This is a genomic window from Paenibacillus sp. FSL F4-0122 (assembly GCF_038002845.1).
Classification (GTDB): Bacteria; Bacillota; Bacilli; order Paenibacillales; family Paenibacillaceae; genus Paenibacillus_AQ; species Paenibacillus_AQ odorifer.
Genome location: NZ_JBBODI010000001.1, coordinates 6,548,100 through 6,574,593 on the forward strand (window position 1 = coordinate 6,548,100; position 26,494 = coordinate 6,574,593).

Here is a 26,494-nt window from a genome sequence, read left to right on the forward strand (position 1 = left end):
TAATATTTATTGTTGAACAAGACTGTAACAAGTCTTACTTGGGCGTAACGTTGTGTCACCCTCACGCATTTCGTTACTGCCAGGGCAGCGGCTGAACTTCCCTGGTAGTGTGGAAGCCAATAATGCTAATCACGGATACGAAATGCGGCGCAAATAGAGCCCTAACCTGAAATTTCAAATATAAAGGAGTCTACTATAACATGGCACGTTACACCGGACCTAAATTCAAACTCAGCCGCCGTCTGGGCATTTCCCTTAGCGGTACAGGCAAAGACCTGAAACGCCCTTTCCCACCAGGACAACACGGCGCTAACCAACGCAGAAAAGTAAGTAACTACGGAATGCAGCTTTTGGAAAAACAAAAACTGCGTCACATGTACGGCTTGGGAGAGAAACAATTCCGTACTCTCTTCGCTAAAGCACAAAAACTTCCAGGTCTTGCGGGCGAAAACTTCATGTTCTTGCTTGAAAGCCGCTTGGACAACCTAGTTTACCGTCTTGGATTTGCTAACTCCCGTGCTGGAGCACGTCAGTTGGTATCCCACGGACACGTAACTGTAAACGGCAAAAAAGTCGACATCGCTTCTTACCGTGTAAGCTTGGGCGACGTTATCGGTCTTCGCGAGAAGAGCCAAGGCATGGCTTCCATCAAAGAAGCTCTTGCTAACCGTAACCACCTTCCAGCTTACCTGGAATATGCTGAAGGATCTTTCGAAGGTAAATATATCCGTTTGCCAGAACGTTCCGAGCTTTCCCAGGATATCGATGAGAAACAAATCGTCGAGTTCTACAACCGTTAATATCTCGCTTTTAGCGGGTATGACCGAAGCCTCCGGATTAATCCGGGGGCTTTTTGTTATGTCTATATTCTAAATTCCAAGCCGTTTGTTGCCTATTACGCTTTCGCAAATCATACCCTAAATTACTTTATTTATAATTTTTGCACAAAAGTCGAATCTTAAGACCATGAGAATCAGGTAGAAGCGCATTCAAAAACGCCAATTTATGCTATAATAATTCCGTTAAAAGGAGGAATTATCGTCGATGGCTCAAGAGAACAAGAAAAAAAACGCTAAGAAGCCTTCACCCCGCAGATCCGCCCTAAGCAGGTTCGGTTCTGTAGTTAAGTGGATGTTTATTCTTGGAATAATAGGCGTTCTATTTGCCGGTGGTGCTGTAGCAGGCTATGTCGCTTCCATTGTGAAGGATGAACCTGTTCGCTCCGAAGAAATGATTCAGCAGCAGGTCAGTCAAAATGCGATCACCGGATTCGCTTATTTCCGAGACGGCGCACCGATCGGCCAGCTTCGGACAGAAGAAGACCGAAGGCTCATTGAATTCAACGATATCCCCCAGCTTATTATCGATGCAGTTCTCGCAATAGAGGACAATAATTTTAATGAGCATAATGGCGTGGATTTCAAAGGCACCCTGCGTGCCGTCAAACAAAAGCTTCTCAACGAATCCGTTCAGACCGGAGGCAGTACACTCACCCAGCAGCTCGCAAGACGTGTATTCCTGAATCTGGATCGGACAGAAGATCGTAAAGTAAAAGAAATTCTACTTTCTCTTAGATTGGAACGCTTCTTGACCAAGCAAGAAATATTAACGGCTTATCTAAATAAGGTTCCTTTCGGCAATGGTTCGAATGGCTACAATGTTTTCGGGATTAAAGCAGCAGCCAAGGGGATATTCGGTCTAGACGATCTGGACAAATTGAATGTCGCTCAAGCAGCGTATTTGGCTGGTCTTCCGCAGCTCCCTTCTGCTTATTCTGCATTTAATGGCATAGGTGAATTCAACGAAAAAGCTTTCAACAGAGCTATGGACCGTCAACATCTTGTACTTCGTCGTATGCTTGAGGAGAATAAGATCACTACCTCTCAATATGATGAAGCCCTTAAATTTGATATCAAGAGTTCTCTGGCGCCACATACCAAAAAAGCCTATGCTACATATCCATACCTGATGATGGAGACTGAGCGTAAAGCATCCGAGATCCTTCTATCATTGAATGAAGAGAAAAATGGCACAACGGATGCCAATAGCACTACTGACAATGCCGTGTTACTTGAAGAAGCAAGACAGCAGCTCATGACCGGCGGTTATCGAGTCTACACAACTATTGATAAAAAAGTTTACAATGCAATGCATAGTGTCTCAGAAGACAGCAATAATTTTACTAAAGACAGCAAAACCAAAGGTATGGAACAGACGGCTGGCATGTTAATTGATAACAAAACGGGAGCCATTCTCGGCATGATTGAGGGCCGCGACTTCAATATTGAGCAGATGAATTATGCTACCCAAATGATCCGTCAGCCCGGATCGACTATGAAGCCAATTTCAGCTTATTTACCAGCCTTAGATGCAGGGCTGATTCAGCCTGCCGGGATTGTGGATGACGCGCCAATTATTCTAAAAGACGGCGGAAAAGGATTCCATATTCCCAAGAATGCCAATAACCGCTATCAAGGTCTGGTCACTGCCCGTTACGCACTTAATAAATCGCTCAACTTGCCTGCGCTTAAGCTGTTTAATGAAAAGGTCGGAATAGAGAAATCTTGGGCCTTTACTAAAAAGCTGGGGATCACCACCCTCACAGATGATGATTACAGCGCGCAGACTGGGGTTATAGGCGGTCTCAAATACGGTGTATCCGTAGAAGAGTTAACCAATGCCTATTCCGCTATCGGCAACCAGGGAGCCTTTAATGATGCCTACATGATTGAGAAAATCGTCAATTCAGAGGGCAAAATTATCTATCAGCACAAGGTTAATCCTGAGCAAGTATTCTCTAAGCAGACAGCTTACCTAATGACAGATATGCTGCGAACTGTAATTACAGAGGGTACAGCCAGCACCGTAAAAAGAGCATACAAACACTCTAAAGAAATTCCGATTGTCGGTAAGACTGGATCTACCCAGAATTATGGGGACGTATGGTTTATGGGCTACACTCCTGATGTCACATTGGGAATGTGGGTCGGTTACAAAGAGCAAATCAACACTCTTACGGGAGATACACAAAAACGTCAAGCCCAAACATTATGGGCAAAAGTATTGAATGCTGTCATTGATAAACAGCCGGAACTATTCGTCACAGACAAATTTGCACAGCCTGAAGGAATTATCAAAAAGACAGTTTCCGCATATAGCGGCAAACTGCCAACATCTCTGACTGATAAATTCACAACGGATATATTTAATACAAAATATGTGCCAAAAGAGAGCGACGACGGGATTTCCAAAGCCAAGTATATTACTTACAAAGGCGTCAATTATATCCCGTTGGAAGGTACTCCAGAGGAGTTCCTAAAGGAAAAAATCGTCGTTAAACGTGAGAAGCCGATACAGGAACTCGTCAAAGAACTCCTTGCTGCCTTCCCTAAGATGAAGGATCATAAATCACTGGAGTATTATATGCCAGCCGATGCCAAGACGGATTTCCCAACAGAAGTTGATCCACGAGTGGACGACGGGGCTTCCCCTGCTGCTCCTGGAAATGTTAACGTCTCTTATAGCACTGGTAAAGCGGTCATCAGCTTCTCCGCTAGCAGCTCGGCAGATGTTGTGGGATACCGCTTATATCGTTCATTAAATGGAGGTTCTTTCCAAAAGCAATCTATACTCATGGCAGATGAGAACAAGGTATTCACGCCGGGTACACCGGCAAGTGCTAATGCAACCTTCTATGTAACCGCCGTGGATGTTGCAGGTAATGAGACGGCTTCTGGCAGCGTTGCTGGAGGGATTACACCAACACCAGAAGCAACTCCTACACCTGATCAACAACCTGGCACAGAGCCGCCTACAGAGCCTGAGACGACACCAGGAGACATTATTGAGGATCCAGGTAACATTCTCCCGCTACCGACGGAAACACCAGCCGGTGGAGGTAACAGTACTGGGGGCAGTAATAATCCCACAACAGGTAATAATGCAGGGACACGTTAGCCCAAAGATTAATAAATAACTTTACACAGCAAAACACCGTTCCCATGGATTCATCCGGGAACGGTGTTTTTTACAATTCATTCTAATCCTCAATCGTGGATAGATCTCCTGTCGGAAGATGCAGCTCCCATGCCTTCAGTACACGCCGCATGATTTTACCTGATCGTGTCTTCGGTAGTTTATCCTTAAACTCGATTTCTCGCGGCGCAGCATGTGCAGACAGGCCCGCTTTGACAAAAGCGGCGATCTCCTCTTTCAGAGCAGCAGTTGGAGTATAACCTTCTCTAAGCGAGATAAAAGCCTTAATAATCTCACCCCGCACAAGATCCGGTTTGCCGATTACACCCGCTTCTGCCACTGCCGGATGTTCCACTAATTTGCTCTCCACTTCAAATGGCCCAATACGCTCACCAGAAGAGTTGATAACATCATCAATTCGTCCCTGAAACCAGAAATATCCTTCGTCATCCATATAAGCGGAATCGCCAGAAATGTACCAGCCAGGAATCCGGAAATATTCCTCATACTTCGTCTGATTGTTCCAGATCGTTTTCATCATGGACGGCCACGGAGTTTTTATCGCAAGATTCCCCATAGAGAACGGTGGAAGAACATTTCCCCGATCATCCAGAATCGCTGCTTCAATCCCCGGTAACGGACGGCCCATTGAGCCTGGTTTGATATCCATTGCCGGATAATTACAAATCAATTGTGCCCCTGTTTCAGTCATCCACCAAGTATCATGTATACGCTGATTGTAAAATTTATCTCCCCACCGCACCACTTCCGGATTTAACGGTTCACCAACCGATAGAACATGGCGCAAGCTGCTTAAATCAATCCCCTGTAAGGAGTGCTCCCCTGCACCCATCAACATACGAAAAGCTGTAGGTGCGCTGTACCATACAGATACCTTATTCCGTTCGATTGTCTTATACCAATCCTGAGGACTAAAGCGGCCACCTCTAACTACATTGGTCACCCCGTTTAACCAAGGGGCAAATATGCCGTATGAAGTTCCGGTCACCCAGCCAGGATCTGCCGTACACCAGTATATATCGTCTTGACGTAGATCTAGCACTACTCTGCCTGTATAATAATGTTGAATCATTGCTCTATGCACATGATAAACGCCTTTGGGCTTTCCTGTAGAACCAGATGTATAATGCATAATAAGGCCGTCATCCAAATCAAGCCATTCTAAATTAAGATCAGCAGAAACGTTAGCCATCTCTTCTGCGAACCCTAAGTTTCCTTGCTCAATATCTGTTGCTCCACCTACTAGAAAAATATGACGAAGCTCCGGAAGCTCTTCTCGCTTGACCCGATGCAGCAATTCAGGCGTAGTTACCAGCGCAACGGCTCCACTATCCTCCAAACGATCCTTAACTGCTGTTTCCATGAAGGCTTCGAACAAGGGTCCTGCTATGGCTCCGATTTTGAGAATACCTAGCAGACTGAAATACAGTTCCGGTTGGCGAGGCATAAAAATAAATACCCTATCTCCTTTACCGATGCCATATTTACGCAATACATTTCCGAACCGATTCGACCGTTCCTGCAGATCGGTAAATGTATAGGATTCTTCCCGTACAGTGTCACTGTAGAGTAGGGCCGTTGCCGCTCCCCGCCCTTCATCAACATGGCGATCAACGGCTTCATAGGCCATATTAACCTTGCCGGTTTCATACCATGAGAAATTACGTTCAACATCCTCCCACTCAAAATTGGCTACTGCCTCCGCATAATCAGACATATTGGAGCTCTGCACACGACCCGGCAAAATTTCGCTATGGACTTGACCCATCACTCTTGCCTCCCTCACTCGTTTGATTTAAGCTTTAAGGGTAAGACTCATGTTTTAAATAATGATGTCAATGCAGTGAATGTGAATTTTTTATGTCTGAATTAGTATACCATAGCAAGCGTTTACATACCATTTTTTTGATCTGAAAGGAGCACTGTCATGGAGCATCGCAAAATCCCTATTTCCCATACTCTCTCCTATATGGGTAGAACGATAACTGTGAGCGGACCCCGATCTCCTGAGGACCTTGAAGCCCTGCATATGCATCAGGATCTAGATGCTTTTCGCAGGCCATTAGAGCAGCAAGAGGCGCTCGTAGAGATCGCCAGCTTGCCAGAAGGCCGTGTGATTACTGCGGTAGAGAATGATGTCATAGTGGGCTATGTGACCTTCCATTATCCAGATGAAATGGAGTTATGGTCACAGGGTGGGATGGAGGATCTTATTGAGCTTGGAGCGATAGAGGTGAGTAATGATTATAGAGGGGCCGGACTAGGCCGGCTGCTGATTTCTACTGCTTTTGAACGGGAGCAATTAGAGAATTGTATTGTTTTTACAACAGAGTATTATTGGCACTGGGATTTAAAAGGCAGTGGGCTGGACGTGTGGGCCTATCGCCAAATGATGGAACGCCTGATGAAGACCGTTAATATGGTTTGGTATGCTACGGATGATCCGGAAATCTGCTCACATCCCGCTAACTGCCTAATGGTTCGCATTGGACAAGAGGTGCCCATGTCCTCTCAGGAGACCTTTGACAGAGTACGTTTTAGACAACGTTTCATGTATTGAGCATTAAATATGCTGCAGCATAAATTCTAATATAGAATGCGAGCGTTGTGAAGATTGTACTGTAAATTCTCTGAAATTCACCTCAGCTGATCCATCAGACTTATCTGACATCGAGCGAATGATGACAAAGGGCGTGGCGTTCATATGACAGACTTGGGCAACCGCCGCCCCTTCCATTTCCACACAAGCTCCATCCATTTGCTCTCTTAATTCAGCTACCATCTCCGCATTAGAAATGAATTGATCACCAGATAACACTTTGCCTATCAAGTACTTTTGACCTAACTCATTGCATGCCTTCTCAGCAAGCTGTACTAACGCAGGGTCTGCCTGGAAGACGGAAGTCTCCTGATAAGGAATTTCGCCTCTTGCGAACCCAAGCCCCGTAGCATCCATGTCATGTTGTACACATGTAGACGATATAACAATATCTCCAATATTCAATTCAGGATGTACAGCACCAGCAACCCCCGTAAACAGCACACGGGATACGCCAAAATTATCAATTAGAAGCTGAGTCGTAACTGCTGCATTTACTTTACCCACCCCAGATTTACAGAGCACTACGGATTTGCCTAATATATTTCCTATGTAATATTGTATACCTGCTTTAACTTTTGTCCGCTTGTCCTCCATGCCTTCTAGAAGCAGCTTAATTTCTTCATCCATCGCTCCGATTAATCCGATGATTTCACTCACAGCAAATGCCTCCTTTGATGATTTGTTTAATAAATAAAAACATAAAAAGCTCCATAAGGAGCTTTTTACGGAATAACTGTTCAGTTCTTAAATTACTTATTCAGATGATTAACCGACAAGCGGAGAATCGTTTCATGAGGCAGGATAACCCGCGGATTCTCAACGGTTTCTTTCTTCATAAGCTTGGTCAAAAGTCTCATCGCAACCGCGCCCAAATCGTACATAGGCTGAGCTACAGTTGTCAGCAAAGGACGAACCATCGAAGCCATACGAATGTTATCCACACTAATAATGGAGAAATCATCCGGTACCTTCAGACCTTCATCTTGAATACTGTGAATGGCGCCAATAGCCATTTCATCCGTTGCCGCAAAAATAGCGGTTGGTTTCTTCTTGAGTCCAAGGAAATACTTCATTGCTTCTACACCAGATTCATAGCGGTAGTTACCGATGCGTACCAAATCCTCTTGGTACTCGATTCCTGCCTGTTCCAGTGCTTTCTTGTAACCATGGAAACGTGCATATCCATTTGCAGGATCCTGCAGTGTGCCACTGATCATAGCAATCTCACGATGACCGTGACGAATCAATGTGTTCACAGCATCAAAAGCAGCGGTTTCATGATCGATGTCAACGGAAGGATAAGTTCCCTTCTCATCCCGTGTAGCACATAGAACAATCGGAACTGCAGAAGTCTGGAAAGCTTGAATATGTTCGTCAGTTACTGTACCCCCCATGAAGAGCAGACCATCGACCTGTTTCTCCAAAAGGGTATTAATGACACGAATTTCTTTCTCTTTACGCTTATCCGCGTTACACAATATGATATTGTAATGATACATGTTCGCGATATCTTCAATCCCGCGTGCAATTTCTGCAAAAATCGAGTTTGAAATATCAGGGATGACAACCCCAACGGTTGTCGTTTTCTTACTGGCAAGACCTCTTGCCACGGCATTGGGACGATATCCCAAACGTTCAATCGCTTCAAAAACTTTCTTCCGGGTCTGCGGTTTCACGTTAGGGTTATTATTCACAACCCGTGATACCGTAGCCATAGATACGCCTGCTTCTCGAGCTACATCGTAAATGGTTACCGTCAAATTACTCTCTCCATTGCGATAAATTTTATCGTTCGACTAATTAAAAATATGATACGACACTTTGTACATTTGTGCAATGATAACGCTTCATTTTCCTTTCAAAATTTCTTTCAAGGCTGAAAACGTCACCCTGGATTAAAATTGTGACCAGTGCTGGTTAACCTGTCCAAGAGCATCAATAATGTAACTTCTATCTATCGTAACAAAAAGTGAGTGAAAAATCCAACATTCCGTGAAAAATTTTCATTATTTTCACACAATTTTTTTATAATCTTCATTTTCAGTCATTTGGAAGGATAATTGAGACAATCTTCGACTAGTTTCTTCCATCCAATGCTGGTCTGACAGCTTCTCAGCTAAACGATAGATATCGAGAAGCATATCGACTCGGGTCTGAATCCTCTCTCGGATTATCGTCTCTAGTTCTGATATTCCCCCTATTATAGTTTCTGACAAGGATTCTTTTAATACACTGGCCAATTCATTTCTCTCCGTAAACAAAAAATCTTTTCCAGGATCATCTCCACTGAGTTCTTTTACTAATTTGCCTAGATCTGCTTTAATAAACTGCAAAGGTTCATAACTAGCGCATTCTGGGCAGGTATAGACAGGAACATGCGTAATCTTCATCTTCGTATTAAAAATCAAAGAATGCATATGTAAGTTCATGAGGCCACCACAACTGCACAACTTCTCCATCAAATTATCTTTATACATCTTCTACACCTCTTGCACAAAATTAATAAAGCACAAAGTTTGACTTTTTCAACTTCTATATTCGACTCCACTCGATTAAAACCCTCCTTTATTGCATATAATGATTAAATTGGCAATTTGTCTATAATTTACATCCCTAAAGATGACTTCATATTTTAAATTTGATAGAATAATGAAAGAATCATGGGAATAGAAAGGAGCTTAACTAAATGAGACTAGCCGGTAAAAAGGTCATAGCACTCGTAGACGATGAATTTGAAGATTTGGAGCTCTGGTATCCCGTGTATCGGGTGAGAGAAGAAGGTGCCGAGGTTCACTTGGCAGGTCTGGAAAAAGATAAGACATACGTCGGTAAATATGGCGTACCTGCTAAAGCAGAATACTCCTGGGACGAGCTTAATGCCGCAGATTATGATGGGATTTTGGTTCCAGGCGGCTGGGCTCCTGATAAAATCCGTAGATACAGTGCCGTTCTAAAGCTAGTACAGGATTTTAATGCGGCTAAAAAACCAATTGGGCAGATCTGCCATGCAGGCTGGGTATTAATTTCTGCTAAAATTCTGGAAGGTGTAACCGTCACCTCCACGCCGGGCATCCGTGATGACATGGAGAATGCCGGAGCCATCTGGAAGGATGAGGCTGTAGTTACGGATGGACATATCATTTCCGCTCGCCGCCCGCCAGATCTTCCGCCATACGGCAAAGCCTTTTGCGATGCACTTGCTGGGGAATAAACATAGGTATATAGTTTAAAATCAAACAAGCCCTGTTTCTCACAATTTGAGGAGCAGGGCTTTTGATTTGAGGCGTTTAAAATTCCAAATTATTACCTGATCCGCATAGAATCCGTCTCCATGATCATATTTGGATAATTTGTAAACCTAAAGGTCAAAGGTTGAGGCAGCTTTTCTTGACCCACGTTAAGAAAATAAGTTATTGTAGTTCCTTTTGCATCCTCTCTATACTCTCTATATCCGGAGTAATTATCATGTACAAGCCAATGTCCGCTTCCAGCGCTATCCACAAAATTATCGTCTATCCCAAAACCGGTTGCTTCATGCAACTCCTCAACTTTTTTGGGAATCAATAAATCCAATACTATAATCCCCTGCTCTTCGTCCGCGGTCCGTTTGGAAATCGAGAGAGAGTTATCCGGTGCCTTTAAAATCTGCTGCGTTTCCGTGTTAATCACAAGCTCGACCTCTGATTGATCTAGAGCAGAGATTCCTTCAACTTCAAGTTTGATTGGATCATTAGGTCTCATATTGTCATTGTGGTAAATATTCGATCCACTTGCCCGCATTAGTTCCTCTTGATGATCCCCTTTTCCGAGGACAAGCTTAGGTGATAGCAAACTAAAAATCCTCATTGTATTCTCTCTGCCAAAGGTTTCCCGCATATAAATACCCGTAGGTCCAATATAAACCTGGTCCATTATAATTTTCTGTCCACCGATAGACAGACTATCCTTCAAATCAACAAGTTCTCCTTGAAAATAATTGTTATCGGCTTCCAGTGGAATTTTGACACCCATTTCTTTTATATCCTTGTTATTAAAAACTTGACTAAGAGCATCTGGAAAAAGCGATAATGTGATATTCAACTCCTCTGGTATCTCATCCTGATATTTATCCCAGACGATTTGCTCATACATACGAGTCGTCCCAGGGGACCCAACCTCTTGTGCATTAGAAGTGCTAAACCCGCTGTATCCACTAAGGTGGTATTTATCCTCTGGAGTCTTTTTCAAAGACAAGCCAAAAAGACGCATCTTCTGATCCGTATTGTTCTGGATTGTATAAAGCACTGCAATGCCTCTTCGATCTGCAATGATTCCGTTAACAGTCCATGTTATCCCGTCCACCTCAGAAGAAGAGATACTTACCTCCTTCATCATCCCTGCATCAAGTGCTGATTTAATCGTCAGATTATTAGCAATAACGGGTCTAAACACTTCAAGCTGGCCCCAGCTTTTTGGAGGTAATTGTGCACGTACGGGATTTATCATCTGATTTGCCCAAGGCACAATTATAAGTAAGGCGAATGCCAAGACCACCAATACAACAACAGCGTACCTTTTACTAAAAGACAAACGTGTACGGTTCCCTTGCTGCATCCCCCTGCGGATCGCAGTGTCCAGTTTTACATCCAAAATTTCTTCTGCCTCCGCATCGATTTTCTGAAAATAATCCTTAAGCAGCTTTTCTTCAGACTCAGCCATAAAATAGCTCCCCCTTCCGCTTCATTTTGTCACGCAATTGTTTTAATCCTTTATTCAGCCATGTCTTCACTGTGCCCTCTGGTTTATCCAGCACCTCTGCAATTTCGGCAAGGGTCATATCCTTGTAATATTTGAGCACCAGCACTTGGCGATATTTGGGTTTCACTCCATCCAGCGCTTGTTCCATGTCCAGTCTGCGGTCACTTTTCATCTCCATGATTCCCTCATCACTTCGAGCAGCTTCTGCGACTGTATTCCTCTTTCGGCGCTTCAGCTCATCATTACAGCAATTAATCAAAATACGTGTTAACCAAGGAGCGAACCGCTCCGCGTCTTTTAAGCTCTTTCGTTTAATCCATGCGCGGCAGGTTGCCTCCTGCAAAACCTCCAGCGAATCCGCTTCATTTCGCAAATAGCTGTAGGCAATGCTATAAAGTTTTCTTTTCTGTCCAGCCACTTGCTCATAAAACAGCTCTTCGTCCGTAGCGGCCATTTCCATTTCATCATTTATAATGTGATCCATTTTCGGCCTGCCTCCCCCCTTGCCTTTATTCCTAAATCGGTTCTGTGTAACTCTCTCTATGTATTGACTGCGCTGCAGGGTAAACGGTTTTGTTTTTTTAAAAGTATGTCATAAATATAGAAAAAGGCTCGGCAAGAATGCCGAACCTTGATATGAATTGAATAAAAGTTACAGTAACTTTAGGATGAGGCTTTCTCCTGTAGTTCTCCGCTTGATCCAAGCGTAAGGCCACTTTTTTGCGCAAACGCAGTTAACATTTCTTCCGTCTCTGAGCTTGTACGATGATGGAAACACGCTTTGGCAATTCTTTTGGCATCCTTGGCCAATGTGTTCAGTGTGCGGTGTTTAACCTTCAGCAGCGCCTGCGGCGACATGCTGAGATCTCTAATTCCCAGCTCCAGCCAAAGAGGCAAAGAACGCTCATCCGCCGCCATTTCACCACATACACTGATATCAATCTTGGCATTACGTGCCGCTTCTACCGTCATACGGATCATTCGCAGAACCGCTGGATGGTACGGATGATACATATGAGCAATTTGTTCATTCATACGGTCTACCGCTAACACATATTGAACCAAATCATTAGTGCCGATACTGAAAAAGTCAACTTCCTCAGCCAATAAATCCGCAATCATAACCGCCGCCGGAACTTCAATCATAATACCCACGGGAAGATTCCGGTTAAAAGGGATATCTCGTTGCTCCAGCTCAGCTTTCACTTCTTCTAAAACAGCTTTTGCCGCCTGCACTTCCTCTACGGAAGAAATCATCGGAAACATTAACTTTACATTCCCGTATGCACTTGCCCGCAAAATGGCACTTAGCTGGGTTTTGAACATATCCAATCGATCCAAGCTGATGCGAATCGCCCGATAACCAAGGAAAGGATTCTGTTCTTCAGGCAGCTGGATATAATCCAACTGCTTGTCCCCGCCAATATCCAGCGTACGAATCACTACAGTGTTATTGCCCACCTTCTCGACAACCTGTTTATACACTTCAAATTGTTCATCCTCAGTTGGGAAAGATCTGCGGTCCATATAAAGAAACTCTGTACGGAACAGGCCTACACCTTCAGCACCATACTTAAGTGCTATGTTGAGTTCTTTAACTGAACTGATATTGCCGGCAAGTCGCAGGTTCACACCATCCTTGGTGACAGCCTCCACGGTGGCGAGCAGTTCCAGCTGCTCTTTCTTTTTATGCTGTTTATCCCGAATCGCTACATATTCATTTATCGTAAGTTCATCTGGATGGATTTGTACAGATCCGGTATCGCCGTCGATCACAAGCATGTCCCCGGTCTGAATAGGATTAGACAGATTATTCTCCAAGCCCGCTACAAGCGGAATGCCTAGCGCACGAGCCATAATGGAGGAATGTGAGGTTTTACCGCCCATCATGGTGACAATACCTAGAACATAAGTTGGATTCAAGTGAGCTAGCTGGGAAGGAGACAACTCCTTCGCAACAAGAATATATGGCTGTGTATCCGATGGTAACGTAACCTCTGGAGCGCCTAAAAGATGTTTTAAAAGACGGTTTCCGACATCCTTGATATCAACCGCCCGCTCCTTCATGTACTCATCGTCTAGCAGATCAAACATCGCTACAAAATGATCAATCGCTTCTTTCACAGCTACTTCTGCCGCTTTGTACTGGCGTTCAATGATCCCGCGGATTTCACTCATGAACACAGGATCATCTAAGATCGCCAGATGAGCATCAAAAATACTCGATTCCTCCGGACCTACCACTTCTCTGAACTCTTTTTTGATGAATTCAATCTCGTCCTTAGAGGTACGGATACCTTCGTATAAACGCTCAAACTCCTTAGCTAGATCCACTGGGTTCACTTGTGTATCCGGTAAGCTCCATTCCCAGTTCGGCAAGACAAAGGCCTTCCCGATAGCTACACCTGCTGCTGCGCCTATGCCTTGTATCATCCTTCAATCCCTCCAACGTTACTTTCGTGTAAGACTACGGACATTACTGATGATTGCCCCTTTTTAACATTTTTAAATGGAGCATAGCTCCATGATTTGACCCGATCAGGATTCGTGATCACCATCGGTGTAGCCAATGAGGCCGCATGTTCACGCAAATAAGCGAGGTCGAATTTAACAAGCAATTGACCTGGCTCCACGCTGTCGCCTTCTTTTACAACCGCCTCAAAGGGTCCCTTGAGCTGTGAAGTGTCGATCCCTATATGCATGAGTACTTCCAGCCCTTCCGGCGTCGAAATACCCACGGCATGCATTGTAGGATAGACGTGCATAACTTTCCCGAATACGGGTGAAGTAAGTTCCCCTTTTTCCGGCAAAAATGCAACCCCATCGCCCACTAGCTTAGCTGCAAAAATGTGATCAGGCACTTCCTCGATAGGCATCATTCTGCCCTGCATTGGCGAACTGAACAGCACCTGCGGCAAATCACGAAGCATAAGCTTGTTAATCTCCTCGCGGATCAGTTCAGAATACGTGCCAAATACTACCTGGACATTTCCGCCGCCCAGCTTGATAATCCCTGCGGAACCCAAACCTTTAAGCGCTCCAGTATCTATATATCGGTCATTATGAACCGTAAGCCGCAGACGGGTGATACAGGACTGCACTTGTACAATATTCTCCTTGCCCCCAAGCGCCTCTAAGATTAGCGGTGCCTGATAAGGGATATTGCCGGCCCAATCCCCAAGCTCTGAACCTTCTTCACGCCCCGGTGTCGGGATCTGAAAACGGCGAATCGCCCAGCGAAATAAATTATAGTATACAATCCCATAGCCGATACCAATCGGAATCAGCAGCCAAGCCCTCTGTGACAAATGCATGTTCAAGAAGAAATCAATGGCTCCAGCCGAATAGGAGAACCCGTGATGGATTCCCAGCATGTAGGTCAGTACCATTGCGAGACCGGACATTACAGTATGTACCGCGAACAAATACGGAGAAGCAAATAAAAATGCAAATTCGATCTGCTCCGAAACCCCGGTCAGAAAACAAACCAACGCCGCACGCACAAAAGTCTTTTTAATCTTGGGCTTCAAATCCTCGCGCGCTTCCTGAATAATTGCAAAAGCAATGGCAGGCAGCGCAAACATCATAATCGGAAACAACCCCGCCATAAAAATCCCCGCCGTAGGATCGCCTGCAAAAAAACGCGGCAAATCCCCCTGAACCACAGCACTGCCATCAGGAGTCGTAAAATTCCCAAATTGAAACCAAAACACATTATTAAGAATATGATGTAGTCCAAAAGCGGTCAGAACCCTATATAGGACCCCATAGATAAAAACGCCAAACCCGCCCGTCTGCAATATTCCCTGAAAAAGATTATCCAGCCCAATCTGCAGCAGCGGAGATATTCCTAACATTACCCACGCGAACCCGGCAGAAAATAAGCCCATGAACAGCAAAACAAAACGCGACCCTCCAAAAAACTGGATCGCCTCTGGAAGCTTAATATTTTTAAACCGGTTTTGCGCGACACCGGCAACGATCCCCAGCAAAATTCCGATTAGTGTTGCAGGTTGTACAAGCCCGTCTCCCATTTGGGTGACAATTCGGTCGTAAGTGAACATCCCAGCCAGCGCTGCAAGACCCGCTGTTCCGGCTTGATTGGATAACCCCCATGCTACACCTACAGCGAACAAATAAGGCATATAATAAAATATTGCCTGCCCCGCGTAAGTAGCCACTTCAGACACCGAAGAAAGTCCCCATGCAGACCAAGGTAAGCTGCCCAAACTCAGCAAAATGGCTGCCGCCGGCAGTACCATGGTAGGAAGCATTATGGCTCTGCCCAATTGCTGCAATGATCCGAGCCAATTCAAGGCTACCCTCTCCTTTCTTTCTATATTGAATGGTAAGCGCTGCGGGGATTTTTGTCAAAAGAAACTCATGAGATCTTCACGTTACATTTTTAAAACAAATATTCTCACATTCCACTAAACATTTATTCATTAGTATCCATAGAACGGCTGGTATTTACGTGGAGCTATTAATACTACAGAGTCAGAATCGAGTTTAAGTGTACTTTGTGCAACTATTCATATCGGCGTTACTCTGAGCACCTTTTTAACTGCACTTTATACAACTATTTTTAGTGATTTTCCACTTCATCTAATCTTTGATGCGTTCTAAGTGTACAAAGTGCAACTATTTCGCATTTAGATAGTTATTTCGGCGATTTAGCTGTATAAAGTGCAATTATTCCCTTGCGCAGCTATCGTATAGATGTCCCTAGCATACCTAATTGGATTGGATTTGATTTGGTCTGATCCGGTCTGGTTTGGTCTGAACTGATCTGATCTCAGAGCATTCGCTTCATAACATCGAACTTTTCTCCCCCCATTAGCTATCTCCAACACCCTAAACTCACAGTTAGGAATTCCACCTGAGTTTAAGTGTACTTTGTGCAACTATTCATATCGACGTTACTCTGAGCACTTTTTTAACTGCACTTCATACAACTATTTTTAATGATTTCCCTCTTCATCTAATATTTGATGCGTTTTAAGTGTACAAAGTACAACTATTTCGCATTTAGATAACTATTCCGGCGATTTAGTTGTACAAAGTGCAATTATTCCCTTGCGCAGACTCTAAAGATCCTCTTACCACATTTGATCTGGTCTGAGAGCCTTCACCTCATAATACCGAATTCTTTCTCCCTGATTAACCGGCTTCAGCAACCCCTTCTCACTTAATGATTGCAGCAATCGACGCGCCGTACGGAAATTAATGCAGAAATGCGTGGCCACATCCTTTGGACGAACCGGTCTACCGAGACGCCAAGCGAAACGCAGAACCTCTTTTTCCTCAGACAAAATAGCTACGCTAGCAGAATTACGAGCCAAGTAAGGCGCCAGCACCAGTTGTAACAGCATCCGGCAGACCTCGGGACGTTGCTGGATATCATCAAAAGAAAAATGAATCATCCTCCAGCCCATCCCAGTCAAAAAAGTGTCCCGATTTACTGAATAGTTGAATTTTTCGCGGTCCATATCTTTCACATGGCTTTGATATCCATCACACTCGATCCCAAAGCTGCTGCCCGTCTGCGGAAGAAAAGCAAAGTCCAAGAATTGTGATTTGCGATTCCAGTCATATACTTCGTATTCTGGATGCAAATCGTCTAGGGACTCAAACATAGGCCACCATACATTCTGCAAAAATAGCTTTTCCGCAAAATTATTGCCTCTAACCAGCCTCCCTCTTTTTTCACCTGTTCTTGATTTCATATGTTGGTCGATAAACAAACCATGCGCTTCTTCAAACTCCATAACCTATAGCCTCCCCTACAAAATAAAAAAACGCCCTTCACCGCAAAAAGCGGTTAAAGGACGTTCTTCGTCTAATCTCATTATAACTAGCTCAACAGGCGAGTTACATTAAAAATCGCACCTTTTGTTACACAATACCTCTTACTTTGGCTGATCTCCATCATCTAAGTTTGCTATAACCTCAGCGTCATAAATTTAAACCTAGTTAGTTTATTGCACTTTTGCTCATTCATAACAGCTAGTTCGTTCTTCGCCAATTAGCTCGTTCTTCACCAGTTAGTCCGTTCTTCACCAGTTAGTTCGTTCTTCACCAGTTAGTCCGTTCTTCGCCAGCTAGCTCGTTCTTCATCAGCTAGTTCATTCTTCACCAGCTAGTTCGTTATTCGTCAGTTCCTTGTTACGTCCGTTGGTCAACGATAACTGTAATCACCACACACTTAACTCAGTGTTCAGTTCAACAGTATATGACCAACCCTACTGCCGGCTACGCCCATGCATTGTGATCGCTTCTTCGACCTTGATGCAGCGGTCCATAATGGCGATCATACCGTGCTCAGCGGCGATTTTAGCGGCTTCTGCGCTAACGATACCCTGCTGGAGCCACAGCACACGTGCGCCAATGTCAGCAGCCTCCTGCGCGACCTTTGCGCAGTGTTCGCTTCGACGGAATACATTGACGATGTCCACTGGCTCCGGAATTTCTGCTAAAGTGTGATAACACTTTTCTCCCAGGATCTCACCATCCACCGTTGGGTTAACGGGAATGATCCGATATCCCCGGCTTTGCATGGCGCCCGCGACCATATAAGAGGTTCGGTCTGTTTTGTCTGACAAGCCGACAACAGCAATGTTACCTGCGGAAGCAAGGATATCTCCGATCTGCTCCCGACTTGGATTCTCAAAGCTCATAAGTAGTGCCCCTTTCCATAGTTACACTTAATGATCCTTGTTTAACTGAAGCTAGATACGCTAGCTCCCTCATTCCTATTGTACCCACTCCACATTCGCACCAAGCGCACGCAAGTGATCAAAATATTGCGGATAAGATTTTGCCACATGATGTGCATCCTTAATCAAAAGAGGTTTACGCGCACGCAGGCCCACTACGGATAGTGCCATAATTACGCGGTGGTCATAATGCGCATTAATGGTGACTCCGCCTTCGACACCTTCAGGCATACCGTGAACAATTATCTCATCGCGGCGTTCTTCTACCTTAGCTCCGGCACGGGTTAATTCTGCTAAGTAATCGGTAATGCGATCGCATTCCTTATAACGCAAATTCTCAACATTGTAGAATCGGGAGGTGCCTTCTGCAAATACTGCGGCAGCCACCATGGCCAATACCGCATCGGTTGCAGCATCTCCATCAAATTCAACAGCTTTTAGGATACCGTTCCCTTGGACATGTACTGTGCCCTCTTCATGAGTAAGAGGAACTTCCATCATCCGCAGCACATCAACAATGGCTCTTTCACCTTGTTTACTTTGTTCTGCAAGACGGTGGATTTTCACATCCGACTTTGTAACGGCAGCCGCCGCAAGGATTGCCGCAGAGCCTGGGTAGTCACCTTGAACAGTATATGACTTAGCTGCATAAGCTTGACGACCTGGAACTTTAAAGGACATGTAATCATCCGCAGCGTGCACCACAATACCTGCCTGCTCCAACACTTCCAAGGTCTGGCCCACGACAACCTTCGATTTCAAATCATCGAGGACAATAATTTCACTATCTTCTTCAAGCAATGGTGTCAGGAATAATAGAGCACTTAAGAACTGGGAGCTTACTGCACCAGAGACAGTAATTCTGCCTCCAACCGGTTTACCCCCACGGATCGTGATTGGCAATTTCCCTTCATTATGCTCCACCTGAACACCTAGCTGTTCCAGCGCCACAATCAAGTCGTCATGCGGACGTTTGCCCAATGAGTCTGGATACGTATTTACAAAAGTAACCTCAGGACTTAACGCGGCCACAGCCATAAGAAAACGCAGCACCGCTCCGGCATTTCCTACATTAAGTTCTTTAACGTCTTTTGGATGACGTCCGAAGCCTTGAATCACAATCTTTTCCTCATCCTCTGTAAGCACAGCACCCAAATCTGCTATGCAGCGACGGATCGCGTCGCTATCCTCACTATGTGCAGGATGATAAATCGTACTTACTCCTTCAGACAATGCCGCAACCAGCAGATAACGTGTCGTATAGTTTTTGGAAGAGAGGGCTCCAAATTCTCCTTGCAGAGATGGCGTTGGCCTAACAATAACGTCCATAATATAAACTCTCCTTAGTAGATGTAGTGGGTATGTAATGCTCGTTTGACAGGGTATTCTGTTCTTGTGTTATCATTAAACCATTCTTCTGATGAAAAGAGGTCAAACCCATGCATAATGTACCACAAATCACACCGCAAGAATTACGGCAGTGTATAGAGACAGGTGAAGACCTTGTACTCATCGATGTTCGCGAAGACGAAGAGGTGGCCTCTGGGATGATTCCAGGTGCACAACATATCCCTATGGGAGAAATTCCACACCGTACTGAGGATATTCCAAGCGACGCCAAAGTGATCTTCATTTGCCGTTCCGGTGCCCGCAGCCAACGTGTCTGCGAATATCTACAGCAGTTTGGTTATAACGCTGCGAACCTCAGCGGTGGTATGATTGAATGGAATGAGACACTCTCTTAAAAGCTCAACCGCGGTAATGCATTAAAATATGTTGCGACACTTCTGCCGCAGTCAGTCCCGTTGTATCGACCGTGTAATGCGCGAATAGGTATGCATCCTGGCGATCTTCCATGATTCGTCTGACCCGTTCTTCTGCATTGCCGGCGAGCAGCGGACGATTCTGATCCCCGCTAACACGTGCAATAATCTCTTCCTCAGTTGCCGTTAGCGCAACCACATGCCCTTTACTCAGCATTAAGGCTGTATTCCCCGGCGCCAATACCGCGCCACCACCAGTGGATATTAATTTATTCTCAGACTCTAGCATTTGCTTAAGAACCGCAGTTTCTACGCTTCGAAAGTATTCCTCACCATCTTCTGCGAAGATTTCTGCAATGCTTCTGCCTTCAGTCTCAATAATGACATGATCCAAATCAACCAGCTCATAGCCCAGCTCCTCGGCCAAAATAGCACCAACAGTTGACTTACCAGTCGCCATCATCCCTACTAAAATAATGTTTTTGTTCTTATCTTCCTGACTCATCGTTTTTAGTTCTTCTGTATCCCCAGCCATGACTATCCTCCAACCGCGATATTTGTCATATCATAACACAGGGTCAAAACATTAGACAATCCGCTTCTTCCAGTAAAAAAAGACCCGAAAGGCTCCCCATTTCTGGTGAAGCCGTCCGGGCCGCTTGTCATTCAGTCAATTAGATTATTCTGCTGCCATCCAGTTGTGGTGGAAGACGCCTTCTTTGTCCACACGTTTGAAGGTGTGAGCGCCAAAGTAATCACGTTGAGCCTGAAGCAAGTTAGCAGGCAAACGTTCTGTACGGTAGCTGTCATAGTAAGCCAATGCGCTGGAGAATCCAGGGACTGGAACACCCAAAGTTACCGCAGAAGCAATGACTTTACGCCATGCAGATTGGTAATTATCCATAACATTCTTGAAGAAAGGATCAAGAAGCAGATTCTTAAGCTCTGCATTGTTCTCATAAGCATCTGTGATGTTTTGTAGGAAACGGGAACGGATAATGCAGCCGCCGCGCCAGATTTTAGCCAGCTCGCCATATTTCAGATCCCATCCATATTCGTCGGAAGCTACGCGAAGTTGAGCGAAACCTTGCGCGTAGGATACGATTTTGCTCGCGAACAATGCTTTACGCACGTTCTCGATGAATTCGGCTTTGTCGCCTTCAAAAGTTGTTGCTTCTGGTCCGTTAAGCACTTTGCTTGCTTCTACGCGCTCATCCTTCATAGCAGACAGGAAGCGGGAGAATACGGATTCGGTAATCATGGACAGAGGTACACCAAGATCTAGTGAGCTTTGGCTTGTCCATTTACCAGTACCCTTTTGGCCAGCGGAATCAAGGATAACGTCAACCATAGGTTTGCCGGTTTCTTCGTCATATTGAGCAAAGATATCAGTAGTGATCTCGATCAGGTAGCTGTCGAGCTCGCCGCTGTTCCACTCTTTGAAAATATTGTGAAGTTCTTTTGCATCCAGACCTAGAACATCTTTCAACAACTGATAAGCTTCACAGATCAATTGCATATCACCATATTCGATACCGTTGTGCACCATTTTAACATAGTGTCCTGCACCGTCAGGTCCGATATATGTACAGCAAGGCTCTCCGTCCACTTTGGCTGAGATTGCCGTTAGGATAGGCTCTACAAGTTTATACGCACTTTCTTGACCACCTGGCATAATCGAAGGACCTTTAAGAGCACCTTCTTCACCACCGGAAACTCCAGTACCGATAAAGCGGAAACCTTTTTCTTCCAGCTCTTTACTACGACGAACTGTATCAGGGAAGTAAGCATTCCCTCCGTCGATAATGATGTCGCCTTGATCAAGATGCGGCAGCAGTTGCTCGATGGTAGCATCAGTAGCTTTACCAGCTTGAACCATGATCAGAATTTTGCGCGGTGTTTCCAGCGAAGCTACAAATTCCTCAACAGAAAATGTGCCTACGAGGTTTTTACCTTCCGCTTCAGCAAGAAGATCATGTGTCTTCTCCGGGGAGCGGTTGAATACGGATACGGAAAAACCTTTGCTTTCGATATTTAGAGCCAAATTCTTGCCCATTACCGCCAAGCCAATAACGCCGATTTGTTGTTTTGCCATCTGGTCCTCCACCCTTTGCACCCTATATTTTTGTGAAATCCATTTCTCGCAGTATAAGAATACCACCCTTTATCAGAGACAGCAAAGCCTGCCCTGCGAATAGAGATCAATTTCATTGACAAATTCAGACCAAGAAATGATCACAATGACTATTTTAACGTTTTTAACGTCAGAAGTGAACCCCTGTCTGCAAGTTCCAATACAAATATAAGACACCCCGATGAACAGGGTGCCTTGAAAGAACATTTGCCCGGCACTTGCTTACCATTCTAACATAAACAATTCCTTGGTCAAAAAGGCAAGCTCAGCTCGACATTTGTCCGCGCGAACCGTATCTCCAGCCTTTAATGCATCATTTAACCGATCCAACTGTTCATCAACTTCAATTCTCCGCTGGCGAACCCGTTCTTCCCCTTCAATAGAATAAAAGAGTCTTGTCAGCTCCTCATCTGTGAGCATAGGTCCCTTCTGATATAACACACGCTGCTGATAACCAGAAATTTCAACCAGGCGAATCACTTCGCCAAACAGAATATTTTCAATAATAATCTGCCGATCCCGGAAACGCTTAACGATAGCATGCCCGCGCATATCCCCAATTAATTTCTCCATCCACTCTGACAAGCGAGCATCACGGATCATATAATCGCCCACAAGCTTATAGCCGTCCTTAATCCTTTGAAACCGCAATTTCACTAACTTGCGACCCGTACGGACCGAAATCACAAAGACCTGTTCATTCTCGCTCCAATATAGGGAATAACCTTCTTGAATCAAATCCTTGATCAGGTCCTGGATATGCTGTCTGTCGAACCGCAGTTCCAGGTTACAATATTCCACCTCGTCGTTTTTGTTCACGGCACTCCCCCCTAACAGCTTCACATCTGTAAAGCCAGCCTTCATTAGTTCAATTCCAGAGTAATCATGGCTGCCGGACCTCTTCTTGAGTTAACTTCCTTTTTGCGTTCGTCTTAATCTTATTTTATACTTCAGTTTATGTAGCGGTAACTTGGTTTATTGACTATTTTTACCCGCAACAGCCTTTCTCCAAACGCTGAGCGAGAATTTTAATGCCTTTTAGTCCTTTTGGAGCATAGACGTTCTAGTCCTTCAGCTGCACAGTGTCATACAGAAGACCTTCGAAACTTACTTCCGTTATATCTTATGTCCTTCTAATTTTCTAAAAAAACCGCTGATATACCGGATCATTCTTCGGTTATCAGCGGCTCTTTATTTTCCTCAGCTAGTCTTAAATTTCTGTTTCGTTCTATGCACAATAAGCAGATGCAGCCCGAAGAGCAGCAGCATTACAATGGCACTTGCCAGGAATGGGACACCATGTCCTACATGATCCCATAATCTTCCTGACAAAACTGGCCCCGCTACCATTCCTGATCCTTGGAGTGTCAGGAACAACCCCCAGACCGTCCCTCGTTCTCCCTTAGGTACTTGCTTAGCCAGAAAGGCATTCCATGCCGGGAGGATAAGCGCGTAGCTTATACCGACCAGTGCCACCGCGATAAAGGCAAGTGGCAGCCAGCGAACCTGAGAGAAAAAGGCCAGTGAAAAGGCAGCTAACAAAAAACCTATATTCAGAAACACCGTTGTCCCTATGCGGTCCACCAGCTTGCCTGCGGGAATAAGTGCAAGAACTGTAATCCCTCCCCCTGCGATGAGGAGAAAACTGAATTGATTGGGACTAACATGCAGCTCTGTACGTGCAAACAAGGTAACTACAGGCGTCATCAAGCCAATGGCGAAGGCTTGTAGGAACAACGCCGGGTACAGCCATCTGCTGACTTTCAGGGTAGTTCTCACCTGATGCAGCGTTCTTTTTATACTTTCTATCGGACTAAGCTTTTTACGATCCATTGCTCCGCCAAGTCCATGCATGTCCCTCACGACAGCATGAGACCCGCTGGAAGAGATTCGTTTAGGTAAGAAAAGGGCTACTACAACTACAGCGGCAGCACAACCTAACAAGACCAGAAAAGCCACATGATAACTCTGTCCACCCTGATCCATTAAAAAATTCACAACAATTGGACCGATTCCTGTTCCTGCGAGAGAGGCCATCTCAACAGCGCCCATGGCCGCACCACTACTGCCGCTTTTGGTTGATCCGGCGAGTTCGGTAATTCCGGTCATCACACATGGCCAAAGCGGAGATGTCCCGATCCCAAGAATGAGACAGGCGATGGATAACGCAACGGCCGTTTTGGCATAGATTATCAAGCCAATGGCTACTAGAATCAGCAACAATGCACCTGTCATCGTCCAGCGGAACCCTATGCGCTCCATAACCCAGCCTGAAGGGCTGCGGAAGACGTTGTCCCCCAAATACTGTAGGGCAAAAGCGAATCCCACTACTGTCACCGACAGGCCCAGTATATTCTCCATATACACTGGCAACAAGGCAACAAGCAGCGAACCTTTAACAAATTCAACTAAAAAAATAATTACCCACATCTCCACAATAAATGGTGATGCTAAACTAATATTCATCCGTTGTTCAGCTTTCGTGGACATTCTATCACATCCAAATCCTAGTATTCTGAAGATTGTTTTGTTATACTGATGCTTGCCTTAAAAATTAACTATTCGCGAAAGGTTGTGACAGCATTAAATGAATCAACACCGTACTCCCCTCTTCACAGCTCTAAAAAAGCATGCCGCCGGCAATCCAGTTCAATTTCATATTCCCGGGCATAAGAAGGGGCTAGGAACCGATGCCGAATTCCGTGAGTTTATCGGCGATAACGCTCTATCCATAGATCTAATCAACATCGCACCGCTTGATGATCTACATCAGCCAACTGGCGTAATCCAGGAGGCTCAAAAGCTGGCTGCGAAGGCTTTCGGCGCCGACTATACGTATTTTAGCGTACAGGGCACGAGCAATGCCATCATGACGATGATCCTCTCTGTCTGCTCACCGGGTGAAAAAATAATTGTGCCGCGTAACATTCATAAATCCGTAATGTCGGCCATTATCTTCTCCGGAGCCAAGCCTGTGTTCGTCTCGCCTGTACAGGATGAGAATCTCGGGATAGATCACGGCATAACCACCAGTGCGCTGGAACGAGCGTTAAAGCGTCATCCAGACGCTAAAGGAGTTCTAGTTATCAATCCAACGTACTTCGGCGTATGTGCCGACCTGCGTTCGATTGTCGACCTGGCTCACCGTTACGGGGTACCCGTACTGGTGGACGAGGCACATGGAGTACTGATTCATTTTCATGAGGATCTGCCGGTATCGGCCATGCAGGCCGGTGCGGACATAGCTGCCACTAGTGTGCATAAGCTTGGTGGTTCCATGACGCAAAGCTCGGTACTGAATCTAAATGCGAAGACTGGGCTGATTAACCCACAACGGGTGCAGACCATTATGAGCATGCTGACAACAACATCAACCTCATATATTTTATTGGCGTCTCTCGATACATCTAGACGTAATCTCGCGCTGAACGGACATGAAATGGCGGAAAGAACGATCCAATTGTCCAACTACGCACGCGAGACCATTAACACTATCGAAGGCTTGTACAGTTTTGGTAAAGAAATACTTGGAACTGAAGCAACTTTCGATCTAGATCCAACCAAACTTAACATTCATGTTCGCCATTTAGGGATCACAGGTTACGAAACCGAAAACTGGCTGCGTGAGAAATACAACATCGAAGTTGAACTGAGTGACATGTATAATATTCTTTGCCTTATTACCCCAGGTGATACTCAAGAATCAGTAGATAAATTATTAGCTGCTTTGCGGGTGTTGTCCGCCATCCATTATAGCAAGGGTGAAATCTATGAACTGAAGGTTCAGGTTCCAGAAATCCCGCAGCTTGCTTTGATTCCAAGAGATGCTTTTTATGCTGACACTCAGTTAGTTCCGTTCCGCGAATCTGCCGGGTACATCATTGCAGAGTTTATCTATGTATATCCACCGGGGATACCGATTCTCCTCCCTGGCGAAGTCATTACTCAGGATAATATCGACTACATTATCGACCACGTCGAAATCGGTCTGCCGGTTAAAGGTCCTGAGGACCGCAGCATCACTAATGTTAAGGTGATTGTTGAAGCCGATCCTATATCCTAAGATCCATCTTTTCCTAAAAAAACTTCAATCATTTATACAAAAACCCGATACCATAATGAGTATCGGGTTTCTGTATATAAGCATCAACTGTCCCATTCACATAGAACAGCTTAAGTTTAGTCGCTAGAATCTATTCTTGCTGAGCAAGCAGATTGTTGTAAGCTTCTTCAACAGCTTTCCATTCTTCTTCATCTTCGATATTATACAATACCATTTCTTCGTCTTCTTCTTCCATACGCAGAATAATGCCGTCTGCTTCTGGATTCTCGCGCTCTAACAACAGAGCATATAATTTCTCGCCTATGTCGAACGTTTCTACAAGCACCATTTCCACATCTTCGCCCTGCTCGTTCGTCAAGGTCAGCACAAACTCCTCGTGCTCATGGTCGTGATCATGCCCGCAACCGCATGCTTCACCATGCTCATGTTTGTGATCGCTCATTGTAATACCTCACTTTGAATTGTATTATCCTACATCTGGTA

The 26,494-nt window shown here is 45.0% G+C and carries 22 protein-coding genes; 6 read left to right on the forward strand and 16 right to left on the reverse strand.

What is annotated here, in order from left to right; all coding sequences use genetic code 11:
• The first annotated feature begins 200 nt into the window (after nucleotides 1-200).
• Together rpsD and MHH49_RS28820 are read left to right on the forward strand one after the other, a co-directional pair.
• Nucleotides 201-800: a 30S ribosomal protein S4 gene (gene rpsD / locus MHH49_RS28815; RefSeq protein ID WP_036686147.1), complete on the forward strand. Its 600-nt coding sequence runs from the start codon at nucleotides 201-203 to the stop codon at nucleotides 798-800.
• A gap of 244 nt (nucleotides 801-1,044) precedes the next feature.
• A complete protein-coding gene (locus MHH49_RS28820; protein ID WP_341138704.1) occupies nucleotides 1,045-3,957 on the forward strand; it encodes a transglycosylase domain-containing protein in 2,913 nt (970 codons plus the stop codon).
• A gap of 82 nt (nucleotides 3,958-4,039) precedes the next feature.
• Here MHH49_RS28820 and acsA read toward each other — a convergent pair whose 3' ends face one another.
• Nucleotides 4,040-5,764 carry an acetate--CoA ligase gene (acsA, locus tag MHH49_RS28825; protein ID WP_036686145.1) on the reverse strand — a complete coding sequence of 575 codons (1,725 nt, stop codon included), beginning with the start codon at nucleotides 5,762-5,764 and terminating at the stop codon, nucleotides 4,040-4,042.
• 159 nt (nucleotides 5,765-5,923) lie between these two features.
• Here acsA and MHH49_RS28830 point away from each other — a divergent pair, with 159 nt between their 5' ends.
• Nucleotides 5,924-6,556, forward strand: coding sequence for a GNAT family N-acetyltransferase (locus MHH49_RS28830; protein ID WP_036686143.1), 633 nt, complete (start codon nucleotides 5,924-5,926; stop codon nucleotides 6,554-6,556).
• Between the two features lie 3 nt (nucleotides 6,557-6,559).
• Here the strand turns inward: MHH49_RS28830 and MHH49_RS28835 are convergent, their stop codons facing one another.
• From MHH49_RS28835 to MHH49_RS28845, 3 genes are all read right to left on the reverse strand, one after another.
• Nucleotides 6,560-7,255: a 5'-methylthioadenosine/adenosylhomocysteine nucleosidase gene (locus MHH49_RS28835; RefSeq protein WP_036686141.1), complete on the reverse strand. Its 696-nt coding sequence runs from the start codon at nucleotides 7,253-7,255 to the stop codon at nucleotides 6,560-6,562.
• A 92-nt stretch (nucleotides 7,256-7,347) separates the two neighbouring features.
• Nucleotides 7,348-8,358, reverse strand: coding sequence for a catabolite control protein A (ccpA, locus tag MHH49_RS28840; RefSeq protein WP_036686140.1), 1,011 nt, complete (start codon nucleotides 8,356-8,358; stop codon nucleotides 7,348-7,350).
• Nucleotides 8,359-8,610: 252 nt separating this feature from the next.
• Nucleotides 8,611-9,075 (reverse strand): hypothetical protein, encoded by a 465-nt coding sequence (locus MHH49_RS28845; RefSeq protein ID WP_038570275.1) that lies wholly within the window; start codon nucleotides 9,073-9,075, stop codon nucleotides 8,611-8,613.
• Between the two features lie 209 nt (nucleotides 9,076-9,284).
• Here MHH49_RS28845 and MHH49_RS28850 point away from each other — a divergent pair, with 209 nt between their 5' ends.
• On the forward strand, nucleotides 9,285-9,809 hold the full coding sequence (locus tag MHH49_RS28850) for a type 1 glutamine amidotransferase domain-containing protein (RefSeq protein ID WP_341138705.1): 525 nt from the start codon (nucleotides 9,285-9,287) through the stop codon (nucleotides 9,807-9,809).
• A gap of 92 nt (nucleotides 9,810-9,901) precedes the next feature.
• Here MHH49_RS28850 and MHH49_RS28855 read toward each other — a convergent pair whose 3' ends face one another.
• The 7 genes from MHH49_RS28855 to aroA all read right to left on the reverse strand — a co-directional run bounded on the left by MHH49_RS28855 (nucleotide 9,902) and on the right by aroA (nucleotide 19,380).
• Nucleotides 9,902-11,296 (reverse strand): DUF4179 domain-containing protein, encoded by a 1,395-nt coding sequence (locus tag MHH49_RS28855; RefSeq protein ID WP_076212710.1) that lies wholly within the window; start codon nucleotides 11,294-11,296, stop codon nucleotides 9,902-9,904.
• On the reverse strand, nucleotides 11,289-11,819 hold the full coding sequence (locus MHH49_RS28860; protein ID WP_094902125.1) for a sigma-70 family RNA polymerase sigma factor: 531 nt from the start codon (nucleotides 11,817-11,819) through the stop codon (nucleotides 11,289-11,291). The genes MHH49_RS28855 and MHH49_RS28860 overlap by 8 nt, the downstream gene beginning before the upstream one ends.
• Before the next feature lie 179 nt (nucleotides 11,820-11,998).
• Complete coding sequence (gene ptsP, locus MHH49_RS28865; RefSeq protein WP_036686134.1) at nucleotides 11,999-13,768, reverse strand: phosphoenolpyruvate--protein phosphotransferase; 1,770 nt, start codon at nucleotides 13,766-13,768, stop codon at nucleotides 11,999-12,001.
• Nucleotides 13,765-15,651 (reverse strand): glucose PTS transporter subunit IIA, encoded by a 1,887-nt coding sequence (locus tag MHH49_RS28870; RefSeq protein WP_036686132.1) that lies wholly within the window; start codon nucleotides 15,649-15,651, stop codon nucleotides 13,765-13,767. The genes ptsP and MHH49_RS28870 overlap by 4 nt, the downstream gene beginning before the upstream one ends.
• A 783-nt stretch (nucleotides 15,652-16,434) precedes the next feature.
• Nucleotides 16,435-17,103 (reverse strand): hypothetical protein, encoded by a 669-nt coding sequence (locus tag MHH49_RS28875; protein WP_076147289.1) that lies wholly within the window; start codon nucleotides 17,101-17,103, stop codon nucleotides 16,435-16,437.
• Nucleotides 17,104-17,577: 474 nt separating this feature from the next.
• Nucleotides 17,578-18,012 (reverse strand): CoA-binding protein, encoded by a 435-nt coding sequence (locus MHH49_RS28880; protein ID WP_076212713.1) that lies wholly within the window; start codon nucleotides 18,010-18,012, stop codon nucleotides 17,578-17,580.
• A 75-nt stretch (nucleotides 18,013-18,087) separates the two neighbouring features.
• Nucleotides 18,088-19,380, reverse strand: a complete 1,293-nt coding sequence (gene aroA, locus MHH49_RS28885) for a 3-phosphoshikimate 1-carboxyvinyltransferase (protein ID WP_036686127.1) — start codon at nucleotides 19,378-19,380, stop codon at nucleotides 18,088-18,090.
• A 110-nt stretch (nucleotides 19,381-19,490) separates the two neighbouring features.
• On the opposite strand from aroA, the gene MHH49_RS28890 reads away from it, so the two are divergent.
• Nucleotides 19,491-19,796, forward strand: coding sequence for a rhodanese-like domain-containing protein (locus MHH49_RS28890; RefSeq protein WP_038570249.1), 306 nt, complete (start codon nucleotides 19,491-19,493; stop codon nucleotides 19,794-19,796).
• A gap of 4 nt (nucleotides 19,797-19,800) precedes the next feature.
• Here MHH49_RS28890 and MHH49_RS28895 read toward each other — a convergent pair whose 3' ends face one another.
• The 4 genes from MHH49_RS28895 to MHH49_RS28910 all read right to left on the reverse strand — a co-directional run bounded on the left by MHH49_RS28895 (nucleotide 19,801) and on the right by MHH49_RS28910 (nucleotide 24,438).
• A complete protein-coding gene (locus tag MHH49_RS28895) occupies nucleotides 19,801-20,349 on the reverse strand; it encodes a shikimate kinase (RefSeq protein ID WP_244886472.1) in 549 nt (182 codons plus the stop codon).
• A 144-nt stretch (nucleotides 20,350-20,493) separates the two neighbouring features.
• The gene (gndA, locus tag MHH49_RS28900; RefSeq protein ID WP_038570246.1) at nucleotides 20,494-21,909 is read right to left on the reverse strand and encodes an NADP-dependent phosphogluconate dehydrogenase; all 1,416 of its coding nucleotides are present in this window, start codon (nucleotides 21,907-21,909) and stop codon (nucleotides 20,494-20,496) included.
• Nucleotides 21,910-22,170: 261 nt separating this feature from the next.
• Nucleotides 22,171-22,767, reverse strand: a complete 597-nt coding sequence (locus MHH49_RS28905) for a hypothetical protein (protein WP_036686566.1) — start codon at nucleotides 22,765-22,767, stop codon at nucleotides 22,171-22,173.
• Nucleotides 22,768-23,148: 381 nt separating this feature from the next.
• Nucleotides 23,149-24,438 (reverse strand): MFS transporter, encoded by a 1,290-nt coding sequence (locus MHH49_RS28910; RefSeq protein WP_341138706.1) that lies wholly within the window; start codon nucleotides 24,436-24,438, stop codon nucleotides 23,149-23,151.
• 97 nt (nucleotides 24,439-24,535) lie between these two features.
• Between MHH49_RS28910 and MHH49_RS28915 the strand changes: the two genes are divergently transcribed.
• Nucleotides 24,536-26,011 carry an aminotransferase class I/II-fold pyridoxal phosphate-dependent enzyme gene (locus MHH49_RS28915; RefSeq protein ID WP_036686120.1) on the forward strand — a complete coding sequence of 492 codons (1,476 nt, stop codon included), beginning with the start codon at nucleotides 24,536-24,538 and terminating at the stop codon, nucleotides 26,009-26,011.
• 130 nt (nucleotides 26,012-26,141) lie between these two features.
• On the opposite strand, the gene MHH49_RS28920 is transcribed toward MHH49_RS28915, so the two are convergent.
• Nucleotides 26,142-26,453: a DUF1292 domain-containing protein gene (locus MHH49_RS28920; RefSeq protein ID WP_036686118.1), complete on the reverse strand. Its 312-nt coding sequence runs from the start codon at nucleotides 26,451-26,453 to the stop codon at nucleotides 26,142-26,144.
• Nucleotides 26,454-26,494: the final 41 nt, after the last annotated feature.

Excerpts from the sequence above, each read along its gene's own strand:
- MHH49_RS28875 (WP_076147289.1), bottom strand. The coding sequence starts at position 17,103 with ATGGAGTTTGAAGAAGCGCATGGTTTGTTTATCGACCAACATATGAAA.
- rpsD (WP_036686147.1), top strand. The coding sequence starts at position 201 with ATGGCACGTTACACCGGACCTAAATTCAAACTCAGCCGCCGTCTGGGC.
- MHH49_RS28830 (WP_036686143.1), top strand. The coding sequence starts at position 5,924 with ATGGAGCATCGCAAAATCCCTATTTCCCATACTCTCTCCTATATGGGT.
- MHH49_RS28890 (WP_038570249.1), top strand. The coding sequence starts at position 19,491 with ATGCATAATGTACCACAAATCACACCGCAAGAATTACGGCAGTGTATA.
- aroA (WP_036686127.1), bottom strand. The coding sequence starts at position 19,380 with ATGGACGTTATTGTTAGGCCAACGCCATCTCTGCAAGGAGAATTTGGA.
- MHH49_RS28910 (WP_341138706.1), bottom strand. The coding sequence starts at position 24,438 with ATGTCCACGAAAGCTGAACAACGGATGAATATTAGTTTAGCATCACCA.
- MHH49_RS28920 (WP_036686118.1), bottom strand. The coding sequence starts at position 26,453 with ATGAGCGATCACAAACATGAGCATGGTGAAGCATGCGGTTGCGGGCAT.
- MHH49_RS28845 (WP_038570275.1), bottom strand. The coding sequence starts at position 9,075 with ATGTATAAAGATAATTTGATGGAGAAGTTGTGCAGTTGTGGTGGCCTC.
- MHH49_RS28880 (WP_076212713.1), bottom strand. The coding sequence starts at position 18,012 with ATGAGCTTTGAGAATCCAAGTCGGGAGCAGATCGGAGATATCCTTGCT.
- MHH49_RS28895 (WP_244886472.1), bottom strand. The coding sequence starts at position 20,349 with ATGGCTGGGGATACAGAAGAACTAAAAACGATGAGTCAGGAAGATAAG.
- MHH49_RS28820 (WP_341138704.1), top strand. The coding sequence starts at position 1,045 with ATGGCTCAAGAGAACAAGAAAAAAAACGCTAAGAAGCCTTCACCCCGC.
- MHH49_RS28855 (WP_076212710.1), bottom strand. The coding sequence starts at position 11,296 with ATGGCTGAGTCTGAAGAAAAGCTGCTTAAGGATTATTTTCAGAAAATC.
- MHH49_RS28915 (WP_036686120.1), top strand. The coding sequence starts at position 24,536 with ATGAATCAACACCGTACTCCCCTCTTCACAGCTCTAAAAAAGCATGCC.
- ptsP (WP_036686134.1), bottom strand. The coding sequence starts at position 13,768 with ATGATACAAGGCATAGGCGCAGCAGCAGGTGTAGCTATCGGGAAGGCC.
- acsA (WP_036686145.1), bottom strand. The coding sequence starts at position 5,764 with ATGGGTCAAGTCCATAGCGAAATTTTGCCGGGTCGTGTGCAGAGCTCC.
- gndA (WP_038570246.1), bottom strand. The coding sequence starts at position 21,909 with ATGGCAAAACAACAAATCGGCGTTATTGGCTTGGCGGTAATGGGCAAG.
- MHH49_RS28860 (WP_094902125.1), bottom strand. The coding sequence starts at position 11,819 with ATGGATCACATTATAAATGATGAAATGGAAATGGCCGCTACGGACGAA.
- MHH49_RS28850 (WP_341138705.1), top strand. The coding sequence starts at position 9,285 with ATGAGACTAGCCGGTAAAAAGGTCATAGCACTCGTAGACGATGAATTT.